Genomic DNA, 14,388 nt, shown 5'->3' with positions numbered 1-14,388 from the left:
CTGGCGTCACGCGTTCAGCGCGCGGTAAGGTTTTGCCAACAGGGTATGCCGAATTGGGAGAGCAGTTGCGCGGTTTCGCACACCGGCAGGCCTACCACGGCGGAATAGCTGCCATTGAGCCCGGCCACGAACACCGATCCAAGCCCTTGAATAGCATAGCCGCCCGCCTTGTCCTGGGGTTCGCCACTGTGCCAGTAGGCTGTAGCCTCCTCGACAGAAATCCCGCGAAAAAGTACACGACTGCTTACACATCTCGTTTCGCAGCGCAGCCCATCGGTGACGGCAATCGCAGTGAGCACCTCATGTTCGCGCCCCGCCAGTGCCATCAACATAGCCAGGGCGTCGTCCTGGTCCACTGGTTTACCGAGAATCTGGCCGTCGATAATCACGGCAGTGTCGGCACCCAGCACACAGACGCCGCAAGCCTGGTCAAGCGCGGCGAAACCCGCCGTCGCCTTGCCGTATGCAAGACGCTCGACGTAGGCAACAGCCGATTCATTCGCAAGGGGTGTTTCATCGATAGTGGCGCTGACCACGGTGAAAGGCACACCGATCTGGGTCAGCAGTTCACGCCGCCTCGGAGAGCCCGAGGCCAGATAAAGCGAAGTCATTGCAGCCTCTCCCTGTTGGGTTCGATAACCAGGCAGAGCCTCGCAATCCATTCAATTGATTTTGTAACGACGACGCAGCCCGCGCAGGCCGAAACTGATCCACGGCCACAGCAGCGCACTGACCAGCGCCGGCAACACCAGCGCCAGGGTTGGCTGGCGGTTGCCGGTCAAGGCACTGAGCCACAGCTGTACCAATTGCGCCAGGCCGAAGATGACCAAAATCACCAGGCATTGCTGCCACATCGGGAACATGCGCAAGCGTTGCTGCAACGACAGTACCAGGAAGGTGATCAGGGTCAGGATCAACGCGTTCTGGCCTAGCAAGGTGCCATACAGCACATCTTCCGCCAAGCCCAGGAACATGGCCGTGACCATGCCGACTTTATGCGGCAGGTTCAGCGACCAGAACGCCAGCAACAGGGCCAGCCACAATGGGCGCAGGATTTCCATGAATTGCGGCAGCGGCGAAACGCTGAGCAGCAAGCCGATAGCGAACGTCAGCCAGATGATCCAACCGTTGCGCGGATGAGTACCGGCCATTATTCCTCCCTCTGCCGTGTTGCCGCCGGCGCTGCCGCCGCAGGTTTGACGACAGGCGCCGTGGCAGCAGGCGTGGTGGTCGGCGGCTTAGTAGCCGCTGGTTTTACCGGATGAGTGTTGTGGGCAGCCGGCTTGACCGGCGTGGCGACAGCCGCCGCCGGTGCAGGCGTGGTCGCCGGGACCGCCGGGGTCGTTGGCATTGGCTTGGGCACGATCGCCGGAATGATAGGCGCTGTGCCGTTCTTTCTGTCTTCTGCTTCCTGAGCCTTAGCGGCGTCGTTGGCGCGTTCTTCCGGGGTGCGGCTGTCGCTGAACACCAGCAGCAGGTAGCGGCTGCGGTTCAGGGCGGCAGTAGGCACGGCGCGCACAATGGCGAAGGGCTGGCCGGAATCGTGGATCACTTCCTTGACCGTCGCCACCGGGTAACCTGCCGGGAAGCGCTGCCCCAGGCCGGAGCTGACCAGCAGATCGCCCTCCTTGATGTCTGCAGTGTCGGCGACGTGACGCAGTTCCAGGCGCTCGGGGTTGCCGGTACCGCTGGCAATCGCGCGCAGGCCGTTACGGTTGACCTGTACTGGAATGCTGTGGGTCGTGTCCGTCAGCAGCAGTACCCGCGAGGTGTAGGGCATCAACTCGACCACCTGCCCCATCAGGCCTCTGGCGTCCAGAACGGGCTGGCCAAGGACCACACCGTCACGCTCACCTTTGTTGATGATGATGCGATGGGTGAACGGGTTGGGATCCATGCCGATCAATTCGGCCACTTCGACCTTTTCATTGACCAGCGCAGAAGAATTGAGCAATTCGCGCAGCCGAACGTTCTGCTCGGTGAGGGCCGCCAGCTTTTGCATGCGCCCCTGCAGCAGCAGGTTTTCGGTCTTGAGTTTTTCGTTTTCGGCGACAAGCTCAGTGCGGCTGCCGAACTGGCTGGCCACGCCCTGGAACAGACGTTGCGGCAGGTCGGTGATCCAGTAAGTCTGCATCAATACCAGCGACATCTGGCTACGCACGGGCTTGAGCAGTGCAAAGCGGGCATCGACCACCATCAGCGCGACCGAAAGCACGACCAGCACCAATAAGCGCACGCCCAATGAGGGGCCTTTGGCGAAAAGCGGTTTAATAAGCCGCTCCTCCCAGGCAAATGTTCTCTTTATTCATACGGCATCTAACCGGCCTGGATGCAGATTGAAGAAGATAAACGCCAACAGGCAGCACTGCAAAGTGCTGCCTGTTGGCGAAACATGGCGCCGCCAACGATCTTATTCGCTGGAGAGCAGGTCCATGGTGTGTTTATCCATCATTTCCAGTGCACGACCACCGCCACGGGCAACGCAGGTCAGCGGGTCTTCGGCCACGATCACCGGCAGGCCGGTTTCCTGGGCCAGCAGCTTGTCGAGGTCGCGCAGCAAGGCGCCACCACCGGTCAGCACCAATCCACGCTCGGCGATATCGGAAGCCAGTTCCGGCGGCGACTGCTCCAGGGCGCTCTTCACAGCCTGAACGATGGTGGCCAGGGACTCTTGCAGAGCTTCCAGCACTTCATTGGAGTTCAGGGTGAACGCACGTGGAACGCCTTCGGCCAGGTTGCGACCGCGAACATCGACTTCGCGAACTTCGCCGCCCGGGTAAGCAGTACCAATTTCCTGCTTGATGCGCTCGGCGGTGGATTCACCGATCAGGCTGCCGTAGTTACGACGCACATAAGTGATGATCGCTTCGTCGAAGCGGTCGCCGCCCACGCGCACGGATTCGGCATACACCACACCGTTCAGGGAAATCAGGGCGATTTCAGTGGTACCACCACCGATATCCACCACCATCGAACCGCGCGCTTCTTCAACCGGCAGGCCGGCACCGATCGCAGCAGCCATTGGCTCTTCGATCAGGAACACTTCACGGGCACCGGCACCAAGGGCCGATTCACGGATAGCGCGACGCTCCACCTGGGTGGACTTGCAGGGAACGCAGATCAGCACACGAGGGCTGGGCTGCAGGAAACTGTTTTCGTGAACCTTGTTGATAAAGTACTGCAGCATCTTCTCGCAGACGCTGAAGTCGGCAATCACGCCGTCTTTCATCGGACGAATGGCGGCAATATTGCCTGGTGTACGGCCGAGCATGCGCTTGGCCTCGGTGCCGACGGCAACGACACTTTTCTGATTACCATGGGTCCGAATGGCCACAACCGATGGCTCATTCAGAACGATACCGCGCTCGCGCACGTAAATAAGGGTGTTGGCAGTGCCCAGGTCAATGGAAAGATCGCTGGAAAACATGCCACGCAGTTTCTTGAACATGGGAAAGGGACCCTAGGCAACGCGTGGGTAAAAAAGTGCGGCAAACTCTAACAACGACAGGGATTTTGGGCAAGGCGCCAATGTGCTAAATTGGCCGACTTTCTGTGCACCTAACCCCACAATCGCGGCCGTAAGACCGTAGAAATGCGGTAGTGTTCCGACAATCTAACACACGGACAGCCTCCGTTCTGTTTTCCACTGGAGATTCCCATGGCGCTTGAACGCTCCGACGTGGAAAAAATCGCTCATCTGGCCTCTCTTGGCCTGAATGAAGCCGATCTTCCACAGACCACCGCAGCCCTGAACAGCATTCTCGGGCTGGTTGACCAAATGCAGGCGGTCAATACCGACGGCATCGAGCCTCTGGCTCACCCGTTGGAAGCCAGCCAGCGCCTGCGCGCAGACGTCGTGACCGAACGTAATAATCGCGAGGCCTACCAGTCCATCGCGCCAGCGGTCGAAAACGGCCTGTACCTGGTTCCGAAAGTCATCGACTAAAGGGAAAGAGCCTTTCATGCATCACATGACTCTGGCCGAGATCGCCCGCGGTCTCGCCGACAAAAAGTTTTCTTCCGAAGAGCTAACCAAGACCCTGCTGGCGCGTATCGCCGAGCACGACCCCAAGGTCAACAGCTTCATCAGCCTCACCGAAGAGCTGGCCTTGAGCCAGGCCAAGGCCGCCGACGCACGTCGCGCCAACGGTGAAAACGGCGCCCTGCTGGGCGCACCGATCGCCCACAAAGACCTGTTCTGCACCCAGGGCGTTCGCACCAGCTGCGGCTCGAAGATGCTCGACAACTTCAAGGCGCCCTATGACGCCACCGTGGTGTCCAAGCTGGCTGCTGCCGGGGCCGTGACCCTGGGCAAGACCAACATGGACGAATTCGCCATGGGCTCGGCCAACGAGTCGAGCTATTACGGCGCAGTGAAAAACCCATGGAACCTGGCACACGTGCCCGGCGGTTCGTCCGGCGGTTCGGCCGCGGCGGTTGCAGCGCGCTTCCTGCCTGCCGCCACGGCCACCGACACCGGTGGTTCCATCCGCCAGCCCGCCGCCTTCACCAACCTCACCGGCCTGAAGCCGACCTACGGTCGCGTTTCCCGCTGGGGCATGATCGCCTACGCCTCCAGCCTCGATCAGGGCGGCCCTCTGGCCCGCACCGCTGAAGACTGCGCGATTTTGTTACAAGGCATGGCAGGTTTCGACACACAGGACTCCACCAGCATCGATGAACCGGTGCCGGACTACAGCGCCAGTCTTAACGCCTCGATCAAGGGCCTGCGTATCGGCGTGCCGAAGGAGTACTTCAGCGCAGGCCTCGACCCGCGTATCGCCGAACTGGTGCACAACAGTGTCAAGACGCTGGAAAACCTCGGCGCCGTGATCAAGGAAATCAGCCTGCCGAACAACCAGCACGCGATTCCTGCCTACTACGTGATCGCGCCGGCGGAAGCCTCCTCCAACCTGTCGCGTTTTGACGGCGTGCGTTTCGGTTATCGCTGCGAGAACCCGAAAGACCTCACCGACCTGTACAAACGCTCCCGTGGCGAAGGCTTCGGCGCCGAAGTGCAGCGCCGCATCATGGTCGGCGCCTATGCGCTCTCGGCCGGTTACTACGATGCGTACTACCTCAAGGCGCAGAAAATCCGTCGCCTGATCAAGAACGACTTCATGGCAGCCTTTGAAGACGTCGACGTGATCCTCGGCCCAACCACGCCGAACCCGGCCTGGAAAATCGGCGCCAAGACCGGCGACCCGATCGCCGAGTACCTGGAAGACCTGTACACCATCACCGCCAACCTCGCGGGCCTGCCGGGCTTGTCCATGCCCGCCGGTTTCGTCGATGGCCTGCCGGTCGGCGTGCAACTGCTTGCCCCGTATTTCCAGGAAGGCCGCCTGCTCAATGTGGCGCACCAGTACCAGTTGAACACCGACTGGCACACTCGCACCCCTACCGGCTTCTGAGGAGAACACTATGCAATGGGAAGTTGTGATCGGGCTGGAGATTCATACCCAGCTCGCCACCCAATCGAAGATTTTCTCCGGTAGCGCCACCACGTTCGGCGCAGAGCCCAACACCCAGGCCAGCCTGGTAGACCTGGGCATGCCCGGCGTGCTGCCGGTGCTGAACCAGGAAGCGGTGCGCATGGCAGTGATGTTTGGCCTGGCGATTGACGCCGAGATCGGCCAGCACAACGTGTTCGCGCGCAAGAACTACTTCTATCCGGACCTGCCCAAGGGCTACCAGATCAGCCAGATGGAACTGCCGATCGTCGGCAAGGGCCACCTGGACATCCCGCTGGAAGACGGCACCATCAAGCGCGTCGGCGTGACCCGTGCTCACCTGGAAGAAGACGCCGGCAAGAGCCTGCACGAAGAGTTCCCAGGAGCCACCGGTATCGACCTGAACCGCGCCGGCACGCCGCTGCTGGAGATCGTGTCCGAGCCGGACATGCGCAGCGCCAAGGAAGCCGTGGCCTACGTCAAGACCATCCACGCACTGGTGCGCTACCTGGGCATCTGCGACGGCAACATGGCCGAAGGCTCGCTGCGTTGCGACTGCAACGTGTCGGTACGCCCCAAAGGCCAGGCCGAGTACGGCACCCGCTGCGAGATCAAGAACGTCAACTCGTTCCGTTTCATCGAGAAGGCGATCAACACCGAGGTACGTCGCCAGATCGAACTGATCGAAGACGGTGGCAAGGTGATCCAGCAAACGCGCCTGTACGACCCGAACAAAGACGAAACCCGCGCGATGCGCAGCAAGGAGGAAGCCAACGACTACCGTTACTTCCCCGACCCGGACCTGTTGCCGGTGGTGCTCGAGGACTCGTTCCTCAACGACATCCGCGCCACCCTGCCGGAATTGCCGCAGCAGAAACGCGAGCGTTTCCAGGCGCAGTTCGGCCTGTCGATCTACGATGCCAGCGTATTGGCCTCCAGCCGTGAACAAGCCAACTACTTCGAAAAAGTCGTGAGCATTGCCGGCGACGCCAAGCTGGCGGCCAACTGGGTGATGGTTGAGCTGGGCAGCCTGTTGAACAAACAGGGCCTGGAAATCGACGAGGCACCGGTGACCGCCGAGCAACTGGGCGGCATGCTGCTGCGCATCAAGGACAACACCATCTCCGGCAAAATCGCCAAGACCGTGTTCGAGGCGATGGCGGCGGGCGAAGGCTCCGCTGACGAGATCATCGAAAAGCGTGGCCTCAAGCAAGTCACCGACAGCGGCGCCATCTCGGCCGTCCTCGATGAGATGCTGGCAGCCAACGCCGAGCAGGTCGAACAGTACCGTGCGGCGGACGAGGCCAAGCGCGGCAAGATGTTCGGCTTCTTCGTCGGCCAGGCGATGAAAGCCTCCAAAGGCAAGGCCAACCCGCAACAGGTAAACGAACTGCTGAAAAGCAAGCTCGAAGGCTGATAACAACGGCCTGTCGCAGTGACCGGTTTGTGTGGGAGCGCGCTCCCACACACGCCGGTCCTGGATTAATTTCGGGGATCTCTGAATGAAGCGTCTACTCGGCCTCCTGGCCCTGTCTTCCCTGCTGACCGGTTGCGCCAGCGGCCTCATCGATCCCAATGGCTACGACGAAACCGGCACCGCCTCCTACTACGGCGCCCGTCACCACGGCAAAAAAACCGCCAGCGGTGAACCCTTCAACCAAAACGCCCTGACCGCCGCCCACCGGCAACTGCCGTTCGGCACCCAGGTCAAGGTGACGAATCTCGACAACGACAAATCCGTGGTGGTCCGCATCAATGATCGCGGCCCGCATACTCGTGGGCGCTTGATTGATCTTTCGCGCGAAGCAGCCGAGCGACTGGGCATGCTGCGCAGCGGCACCGCGCGGGTTCGCGTGCAAGCCTTAAGTCACTGACCCCCATCCCCTCTCAAAGGAGCCTTGGCTATCTTCGGATTAACCGCCCTCTCGCCCTGGAGCCTGCTCGAACTGGCCAGCGGCCTGTTGTTATTGATCGCCGGTGCCGAGATCCTGGTACGCGCCGCCGTTCGCCTGGCGGCCAGTCTCAAGGTGCGGCCATTGATCATCGGTCTGACCATCGTGGCCTTCGGCAGCAGCGCGCCGCAGATGACCGTCAGTTTGCAGGCGACCCTGGCCGGCAATACCGACATCGCCGTGGGCAGCGTGATCGGCAGCAGCATCTTCAATATCCTGGTGACCCTGGGCCTGTCGGCGTTGATCATTCCCCTGCGCGTTTCGCGGCAACTGGTGCGCCTGGATATCCCGGTGATGATCCTCGCGAGCCTGTTGGTGTTCAACCTGGCGGCCAATGAAGAGCTGACACCTGCCGATGGACTTTTCCTACTGATCGCCTTGCTGGCCTATCTCGGCGTGCTGCACTACCAGACCCGTCACTCGCGCCGCCCGCGCACCCTGCACACCGTCGCCCAGGCGCCGTGGCTGAGCAGTGTGCTGCTGATGCTCGGCGGTTTTTTGATTCTGGTGCTGGCCGGGCACTTGCTGCTGGGCGCGGCGGTGGAGGTGGCGAGCGACCTGGGCTTGTCGGAACGCATCATCGGCCTGACGCTGATCGGCGTCGGCACGTCCCTGCCCTGCCTGGCCACCTCGCTGATCGCCGCCCTGCGTGGCCAGCGGGACATTGCCGTGGGCAACGTGATCGGCAGCAACCTGTTCAACCTGCTCGGCGTACTGGGGCTGACCGCCCTGTTGGCGCCGTCGCCGTTATCGGTATCGCCCAACGCCCTGGACTTCGACCTGCCGGTGATGCTCGGGGTGGTGGTGTTGTGCCTGCCGGTGTTTTATACCGGCTACCGCGTCACCCGCGCTGAAGGCCTGGTGCTGCTGGGGCTGTACCTGGCGTATGGGCTGCACGTGATGTCATTCACCACCGGCATGCCCTTGGCCAACCAGCTTGAACAATTGATGCTGTATTACGTCCTGCCGGCGCTGGTGGTGTTCCTGGTGTTCACCTCGCTGCGCGCCTGGCGCCGCCAACATAAGAGGGAATCGCAATGACCGATCAGAAAAAGCCCGGGGTTGAAATGCGTCGCCAGGTCATGGGCGATGCGTTCGTCGACCGCGCCCTGGGCAATGCCACCGAGTTCACCCAGCCGTTACAGGATTTCGTCAACGAACATGCCTGGGGCAGCGTGTGGAACCGCGAAGGTTTGCCGCTCAAGACCCGCAGCCTGATCACCCTCGCCGCCCTCACCGCGCTCAAGTGCCCACAAGAGCTTAAGGGCCACGTGCGCGGCGCGCTGAACAATGGCTGCACCGTGGAGGAGATTCGCGAAGCGCTGCTGCATTGCGCAGTGTATGCGGGCGTGCCGGCGGCGATCGATGCGTTTCGTGCCGCTCAGGAAGTGATCGATACCTACCAGAAAGAAGGCTAGATCCAGCCACCCGCCTGCAGCACAAAAATACCGATATTCGTGGTCACCGCCGCCATCAGGGTGGTGATCACAATAATCGCCGCCGCCAGCTCGTGATTGCCCTCGGCCGCCCTGGCCATCACGAAGCTAGCGGCGGCCGTCGGCGCGCCGAAATACAGGAACAGAATCCCCAGTTCAGGCCCGCGAAAGCCCAGCAGCCAGGCACCCAAAGTGGCGACCACCGGCAACCAGACCATCTTCATCAAGCTCGCGCTCAACGCCATGTTGCCGCTTTTGCGCAGCGCCGCCAGGGACAGGGTGCCGCCGATGCAGATCAATGCCAACGGCAAGGTGGTGTCGGCCAGGTACTGCATGGATTTTTCCAGCCAGCCGGGCAGGCCAATCTGAAAATACGCGAACGGCGCCGCCACGATCACGCTGATGATCAATGGGTTGGCCGCCACGCTTTTGAAAATGCTCCACGGATCGGACTTGATCACCGGGCTGTACACCGCCAGCACGATGGTCGACAGCGTGTTGTAAAAGAGGATCACCAGTGCGGCGAGGATTGCACCCAATGAGATGCCGTAGTCGCCGTACATGCTGGCCGCGAGCGCCAGGCCGATCACTCCGTTATTGCCGCGAAATGCGCCTTGGGTATAAATGCCGCGGTCTTCACGCTTGCTACGAAAGATCGCCCAGCCCCAGGCCAGGGCAAAACTGACCAGCGTGGCGATGGAAAAGTAGATCAGCAACCCCGGCTTGAGCGCCGAGTGCAGGTCGGCATGCAGGATGCCCAGGAACAGCAGCGCCGGCATGGTGACGTTGAACACCAGGGACGAAGCCGTATGGATAAAGTTGTCGTTGATCCAGTTGATGCGCTTGAGCAGCACACCCAGAAACAGCATGGCAAACACCGGCGCGGTGATGGTGAGGGTGGTGAGGAAGATAGCCAGCATGCCGGGGAGAACCTTGGTGAGCGTCGTTAGGAGGCTAATGATAAGCCACTACGCCCCGTTTAGTCTGGTCCCCATCCCTGCAGTGAGCGGGCTTGCCTCGCGCTGGGCTGCGCAGGGCAAGCCTGCTCACAATCAGGTAATCGGCGCCGGGTTGAACAACGTGATGTCGTTATGCAGTTTGTGATGCTCCGCCCACGTTTGTTTCTTGCCGCTGGCCACGTCCAGGTAGAAGTGAAACAACTCCCAGCCCAGCTCTTCGATGCTCGCGCGGCCGGTGGCGATACGCCCGGCGTCGATGTCGATGAGGTCCGGCCAGCGTTGTGCCAATTCCGTACGGGTCGACACCTTCACCACCGGCGCCATCGCCAGCCCGTAAGGCGTGCCGCGGCCGGTGGTGAACACATGCAGGTTCATCCCTGCCGCCAGTTGCAACGTACCGCACACAAAGTCGCTGGCCGGCGTCGCACAGAAAATCAGGCCCTTGCCCTTGAAGCGCTCGCCGGGGCCCAGTACGCCGTTGATCGCGCTGCTGCCGGATTTGACGATGGAGCCCAAGGACTTTTCGACAATATTCGACAACCCGCCCTTTTTGTTGCCCGGCGTGGTGTTGGCGCTGCGATCCGCCTCGCCTTTGGCCAGGTAACGGTCATACCAGTCCATTTCCCTGACAAGCTCTTGGGCAACTTCCTTACTTTCGGCGCGCGATGTCAGCAGGTAGATGGCATCGCGTACTTCAGTCACTTCGGAAAACATCACCGTGGCGCCGGCTCGCAGCAACAGGTCGGAAGCGTAGCCCAGCGCAGGGTTGGCGGTGATGCCGGAAAACGCATCACTGCCGCCGCATTGCATGCCCAGGATCAGCTCGGACGCCGGTACGGTTTCCCGGCGGCGCTGGTCGAGTTTCTTCAGGCGGGTTTCGGCCAGCGCCATGATCTGCTCGATCATTTCGGTGAAGCCGTGGCTGGAATCCTGCAGCCGATACAACCACGGCTCGCTCAAGTCAACGGAGCTGTCGTTGTCATGCATCACCTGCCCGGCCTGCAATTTTTCGCAGCCCAGGCTGATCACCAGGGCTTCACCGCCCAGGTTCGGATTACGTGCCAGGTTGCGCACGGTGCGGATCGGAATGTAAGCGTCAGTGGCCGTGATCGCCACCCCGCAGCCGTAGCTGTGGGTCAGCGCCACCACGTCATCGACGTGGGGGTACTTGGGCAGCAACTCGTCCTTGATGCGCTTGACGGCGTGGTCCAGCACCCCGGTGACGCACTGCACTGTGGTGGTGATCCCGAGGATATTGCGCGTGCCCACGGTGCCATCAGCGTTGCGATAGCCCTCGAACGTAAAACCTTCCAACGGTGCCTGAGCCTGAGGCACCTCGGTAGACAGCGGCAAGCTGTCCAGCGGCGGCGCAGTGGGCATGCGCAGTTGATCTTCCTGGACCCAACTGCCGCGCGGAATCGGCTTCAATGCGTAACCGATGGTCTGGCCGTAGCGAATAATCTGACCGCCTTCGGGGATATCTTCCAGGGTCACTTTATGGCTCTGGGGGATGAAATCCACGGTCACCAGGCCGTCGGGGAACTCAGTCCCGGCTGGCACGCCCTGGTCATTGACCACGATCACCACGTTGTCGCGCTCGTGCAAACGAATGGAGCGCGGCGAGTCGGCATGTTCAATCAACTGCATCACGGTGCCTCTCAGGAATGCGCTTGGGTTAGGTTGGTCAACTCTGGCCCCTTGCTTGGCGGCTCTTTGAGTACTACGCGTTTGATCGGGCCGACGATGACCAGGTAGCTGAACACCGCCACCAGCGCGTTGGCGCCGACGAACACCAGCGCCCATTTGAACGAGCCGGTGGTGCTGATGATGTAGCCGATCACAATCGGTGTGGTGATGGAAGCGAGGTTACCGAAGGTGTTGAACAGGCCGCCACTGAGGCCGGCGATTTGTTTCGGCGAAGTGTCGGACACCACCGCCCAACCCAGCGCGCCAACGCCCTTGCCGAAGAAGGCCAAGGCCATGAAGCCCACCACCATCCATTCAACATCGACGTAGTTGCACGCGATGATGCTGCTCGACACCAACAGGCCGGCGATGATCGGCGCCTTGCGGGCGAACGTCAGGGAATGGCCTTTGCGCAGCAGGTAGTCGGAAATTACCCCGCCGAGCACACCGCCGATAAAGCCGCAGATCGCCGGCAACGAGGCAATGAACCCAGCCTTGAGGATGGTCATGCCACGGTCCTGCACCAGGTACACCGGGAACCAGGTCAGGAAAAAGTAGGTGATGCCGTTGATGCAGTACTGGCCCAGGTACACGCCGAGCATCATGCGATTGGTCAGCAACTGGCGAATGTAATCCCACTTCGGACCGTCAGTTTTCTTACCCTTGCCTTTGTCCTGGTCCATATCGACCATCGCGCCATTGGCCGCGATATGGTTGAACTCGGCCTCGTTGATCATCGGATGCTGGCGCGGACTGTGGATAACTTTCAGCCAAACCAGCGAGAACACGATGCCGATCACACCCATCACGATAAACACGTGCTGCCAGCCGAAGCGATAGACGATCCAACCCATCAGCGGCGCGAACAGCACCGTGGCGAAGTACTGCGCCGAATTGAAGATCGCCGAGGCCGTACCGCGTTCAGCGGTGGGGAACCAGGCGGCGACAATACGCGCGTTACCGGGGAAGGATGGCGCTTCGGCCAGGCCTACCATGAAGCGCAGCATAAACAGCGCAACGACTGCGGTGGAAACACCGAACTCACCGACATAACCTTGCAGCACGGTGAACAGTGACCAGGTGAAGATGCTCAGGGCGTAGACTTTTTTCGAGCCGAAGCGATCGAGTAGCCAGCCACCGGGAATTTGCCCGGCCACGTAGGCCCAACCGAATGCGGAGAAGATGTAACCGAGGGTGACCGCGTCAATGCCGAGGTCTTTTTGCAGGCTGGAGCCCGCGATGGCGATAGTGGCCCGGTCGGCGTAGTTGATCGTGGTCACCAAAAAAAGCATGAGCAGGATCAAATAGCGGACGTGGGTCGGCTTGGTCGCTTGCATGTAGCTGTACTCCCACTAATTATTTTTTTTGCGGGTAATGATGTGCGGTGTTGAGTGCGCAACCGCCGCCTGTTGGGGGCGGTTGCACGGGGTGCTGCGTGTTACGAACCGATGTAGCTGGTTTTCACCACGGTGTAGAACTCTTGCGCATAGCGACCTTGCTCACGCGAACCGTAGGATGAGCCCTTACGGCCACCGAATGGAACGTGATAGTCCACACCGGCGGTCGGCAGGTTGACCATTACCATCCCGGCCTGTGAGTGGCGCTTGAAGTGGTTGGCGTACTTCAGGGACGTGGTGGCGATGCCCGCCGACAGACCGAATTCGGTGTCATTGGCCATGGCCAGCGCCGCTTCGTAGTCCGCCACGCGCACCACGTTGGCCACCGGGCCGAAGATCTCTTCACGGCTGATGCGCATGGCGGCTTCGCTGTCGGCAAACAGCGTCGGCGCCAGGAAGTAGCCTTCGGTGTCACACGTGACCAAACCGCCACCGCTGACCAGCCGCGCGCCTTCGCTTTGGCCGAGGTCGATGTACTTCATGTCCTGGTCCAGTTGGGCTTGGGAAACCACCGGGCCAATGTCGGTACCACTTTTCAGCGCGTGGCCCACCTTGATCGACTTCATGCGCTCAGCCATGGCTGCGACGAACTGGTCGTGGATGCCGGCGGTGACAATCAGACGGCTGGACGCCGTGCAGCGCTGACCGGTGGAATAGAACGCGCTCTGCACCGATAACTCGACCGCCTGCTTGAGGTCAGCGTCGTCGAGAATGATCTGCGGGTTCTTGCCGCCCATTTCCAGCTGCACTTTGGCTTGACGCGACACGCAACTGACGGCGATCTGCCGACCCACACCGACCGAACCGGTGAAGCTGATGCCGTCGACTTTCGGGCTGTTGACCAGCACGTCGCCGACCACACGGCCGCTGCCCATCACCAGGTTGAACACGCCCGCAGGGAAACCGGCGCGGGAGATGATCTCAGCCAGGGCCCAGGCGCAGCCCGGTACCAACTCAGCGGGCTTGATCACCACGCAGTTGCCATAGGCCAGGGCCGGGGCGATCTTCCACGCGGGGATCGCGATCGGGAAGTTCCACGGGGTGATCAAGCCAACCACACCGAGGGCTTCGCGGGTCACCTCGACATTCACGCCCGGACGCACCGACGGCACGTAATCACCGGACAGGCGCAGGCACTCACCGGCAAAGAACTTGAAGATGTTACCGGCGCGGGTCACTTCGCCGATGGCTTCAGGCAGGGTCTTACCCTCTTCACGGGCCAACAGCGTGCCGAGTTCTTCGCGGCGCGCAAGGATTTCGCTGCCGACTTTATCCAACGCGTCATGGCGCGCCTGGATCCCGGAGGTAGACCAGGCCGGGAATGCGGCGCGGGCCGCGTCGATGGCGGCGTTGACTTGAGCGACGTCAGCCTTGGCGTATTCGCCAATGACATCAGACAACTCCGACGGGTTGAGGTTGACGCAATAGTCGGCACCGGCCACCCATTGGCCGTTGATGTAGTTTTCAAAACGCTGGGCTTGGGACACGAATCTTCTCCTGACGCA

At 61.2% G+C, this 14,388-nt stretch carries 14 protein-coding genes; 6 read left to right on the top strand and 8 right to left on the bottom strand.

Features of this window, described 5'->3' with window-relative positions:
- Nucleotides 1-14 precede the first annotated feature (14 nt).
- The 4 genes from PSH59_RS04280 to mreB all read right to left on the bottom strand — a co-directional run bounded on the left by PSH59_RS04280 (nt 15) and on the right by mreB (nt 3,448).
- Nucleotides 15-611, bottom strand: a complete 597-nt coding sequence (locus tag PSH59_RS04280; protein ID WP_305394379.1) for a nucleoside triphosphate pyrophosphatase — start codon at nt 609-611, stop codon at nt 15-17.
- A gap of 51 nt (nt 612-662) precedes the next feature.
- On the bottom strand, nt 663-1,151 hold the full coding sequence (mreD, locus tag PSH59_RS04275) for a rod shape-determining protein MreD (protein WP_248075248.1): 489 nt from the start codon (nt 1,149-1,151) through the stop codon (nt 663-665).
- Nucleotides 1,151-2,242, bottom strand: a complete 1,092-nt coding sequence (gene mreC, locus PSH59_RS04270; RefSeq protein WP_305394378.1) for a rod shape-determining protein MreC — start codon at nt 2,240-2,242, stop codon at nt 1,151-1,153. Before mreC ends, mreD begins: the two co-directional genes overlap by 1 nt.
- Before the next feature lie 168 nt (nt 2,243-2,410).
- Nucleotides 2,411-3,448, bottom strand: coding sequence for a rod shape-determining protein MreB (mreB, locus tag PSH59_RS04265; RefSeq protein ID WP_002555108.1), 1,038 nt, complete (start codon nt 3,446-3,448; stop codon nt 2,411-2,413).
- 210 nt (nt 3,449-3,658) lie between these two features.
- Here mreB and gatC point away from each other — a divergent pair, with 210 nt between their 5' ends.
- The 6 genes from gatC (at nt 3,659) to PSH59_RS04235 (ending at nt 8,823) form a co-directional block, all read left to right on the top strand.
- Nucleotides 3,659-3,946 (top strand): Asp-tRNA(Asn)/Glu-tRNA(Gln) amidotransferase subunit GatC, encoded by a 288-nt coding sequence (gene gatC, locus PSH59_RS04260; protein WP_003171764.1) that lies wholly within the window; start codon nt 3,659-3,661, stop codon nt 3,944-3,946.
- 16 nt (nt 3,947-3,962) lie between these two features.
- Nucleotides 3,963-5,414: an Asp-tRNA(Asn)/Glu-tRNA(Gln) amidotransferase subunit GatA gene (gatA, locus tag PSH59_RS04255; RefSeq protein WP_305394377.1), complete on the top strand. Its 1,452-nt coding sequence runs from the start codon at nt 3,963-3,965 to the stop codon at nt 5,412-5,414.
- 10 nt (nt 5,415-5,424) lie between these two features.
- The gene (gene gatB, locus PSH59_RS04250) at nt 5,425-6,870 is read left to right on the top strand and encodes an Asp-tRNA(Asn)/Glu-tRNA(Gln) amidotransferase subunit GatB (RefSeq protein ID WP_305394376.1); all 1,446 of its coding nucleotides are present in this window, start codon (nt 5,425-5,427) and stop codon (nt 6,868-6,870) included.
- Nucleotides 6,871-6,955: 85 nt separating this feature from the next.
- Nucleotides 6,956-7,327, top strand: coding sequence for a septal ring lytic transglycosylase RlpA family protein (locus PSH59_RS04245; protein WP_248075240.1), 372 nt, complete (start codon nt 6,956-6,958; stop codon nt 7,325-7,327).
- A gap of 72 nt (nt 7,328-7,399) precedes the next feature.
- On the top strand, nt 7,400-8,446 hold the full coding sequence (locus PSH59_RS04240; protein ID WP_305395268.1) for a calcium/sodium antiporter: 1,047 nt from the start codon (nt 7,400-7,402) through the stop codon (nt 8,444-8,446).
- Nucleotides 8,443-8,823 (top strand): carboxymuconolactone decarboxylase family protein, encoded by a 381-nt coding sequence (locus tag PSH59_RS04235; RefSeq protein WP_065877292.1) that lies wholly within the window; start codon nt 8,443-8,445, stop codon nt 8,821-8,823. Before PSH59_RS04240 ends, PSH59_RS04235 begins: the two co-directional genes overlap by 4 nt.
- Here PSH59_RS04235 and PSH59_RS04230 read toward each other — a convergent pair.
- From PSH59_RS04230 to PSH59_RS04215, 4 genes are all read right to left on the bottom strand, one after another.
- The gene (locus tag PSH59_RS04230) at nt 8,820-9,761 is read right to left on the bottom strand and encodes an AEC family transporter (protein WP_305394375.1); all 942 of its coding nucleotides are present in this window, start codon (nt 9,759-9,761) and stop codon (nt 8,820-8,822) included. The two genes, PSH59_RS04235 and PSH59_RS04230, sit on opposite strands and share 4 nt — an antisense overlap.
- A 132-nt stretch (nt 9,762-9,893) precedes the next feature.
- Nucleotides 9,894-11,447 (bottom strand): galactarate dehydratase, encoded by a 1,554-nt coding sequence (gene garD / locus PSH59_RS04225; RefSeq protein WP_248075986.1) that lies wholly within the window; start codon nt 11,445-11,447, stop codon nt 9,894-9,896.
- 11 nt (nt 11,448-11,458) lie between these two features.
- Nucleotides 11,459-12,823, bottom strand: coding sequence for an MFS transporter (locus PSH59_RS04220; protein WP_248075236.1), 1,365 nt, complete (start codon nt 12,821-12,823; stop codon nt 11,459-11,461).
- A gap of 101 nt (nt 12,824-12,924) precedes the next feature.
- The gene (locus PSH59_RS04215; RefSeq protein ID WP_305394374.1) at nt 12,925-14,370 is read right to left on the bottom strand and encodes an aldehyde dehydrogenase family protein; all 1,446 of its coding nucleotides are present in this window, start codon (nt 14,368-14,370) and stop codon (nt 12,925-12,927) included.
- Nucleotides 14,371-14,388: the final 18 nt, after the last annotated feature.

This window comes from Pseudomonas sp. FP2309, from assembly GCF_030687575.1.
Classification (GTDB): Bacteria; Pseudomonadota; Gammaproteobacteria; order Pseudomonadales; family Pseudomonadaceae; genus Aquipseudomonas.
Note: the sequence above shows the minus strand (reverse complement) of the source record. Positions and strands in the feature narration are given on the sequence as shown.

Coding starts and splice junctions, on each gene's coding strand:
- PSH59_RS04245 (WP_248075240.1), top strand. CDS start 6,956: ATGAAGCGTCTACTCGGCCTCCTGGCCCTGTCTTCCCTGCTGACCGGT.
- mreB (WP_002555108.1), bottom strand. CDS start 3,448: ATGTTCAAGAAACTGCGTGGCATGTTTTCCAGCGATCTTTCCATTGAC.
- PSH59_RS04280 (WP_305394379.1), bottom strand. CDS start 611: ATGACTTCGCTTTATCTGGCCTCGGGCTCTCCGAGGCGGCGTGAACTG.
- PSH59_RS04235 (WP_065877292.1), top strand. CDS start 8,443: ATGACCGATCAGAAAAAGCCCGGGGTTGAAATGCGTCGCCAGGTCATG.
- gatC (WP_003171764.1), top strand. CDS start 3,659: ATGGCGCTTGAACGCTCCGACGTGGAAAAAATCGCTCATCTGGCCTCT.
- gatB (WP_305394376.1), top strand. CDS start 5,425: ATGCAATGGGAAGTTGTGATCGGGCTGGAGATTCATACCCAGCTCGCC.
- mreD (WP_248075248.1), bottom strand. CDS start 1,151: ATGGCCGGTACTCATCCGCGCAACGGTTGGATCATCTGGCTGACGTTC.
- PSH59_RS04220 (WP_248075236.1), bottom strand. CDS start 12,823: ATGCAAGCGACCAAGCCGACCCACGTCCGCTATTTGATCCTGCTCATG.
- garD (WP_248075986.1), bottom strand. CDS start 11,447: ATGCAGTTGATTGAACATGCCGACTCGCCGCGCTCCATTCGTTTGCAC.
- PSH59_RS04230 (WP_305394375.1), bottom strand. CDS start 9,761: ATGCTGGCTATCTTCCTCACCACCCTCACCATCACCGCGCCGGTGTTT.
- gatA (WP_305394377.1), top strand. CDS start 3,963: ATGCATCACATGACTCTGGCCGAGATCGCCCGCGGTCTCGCCGACAAA.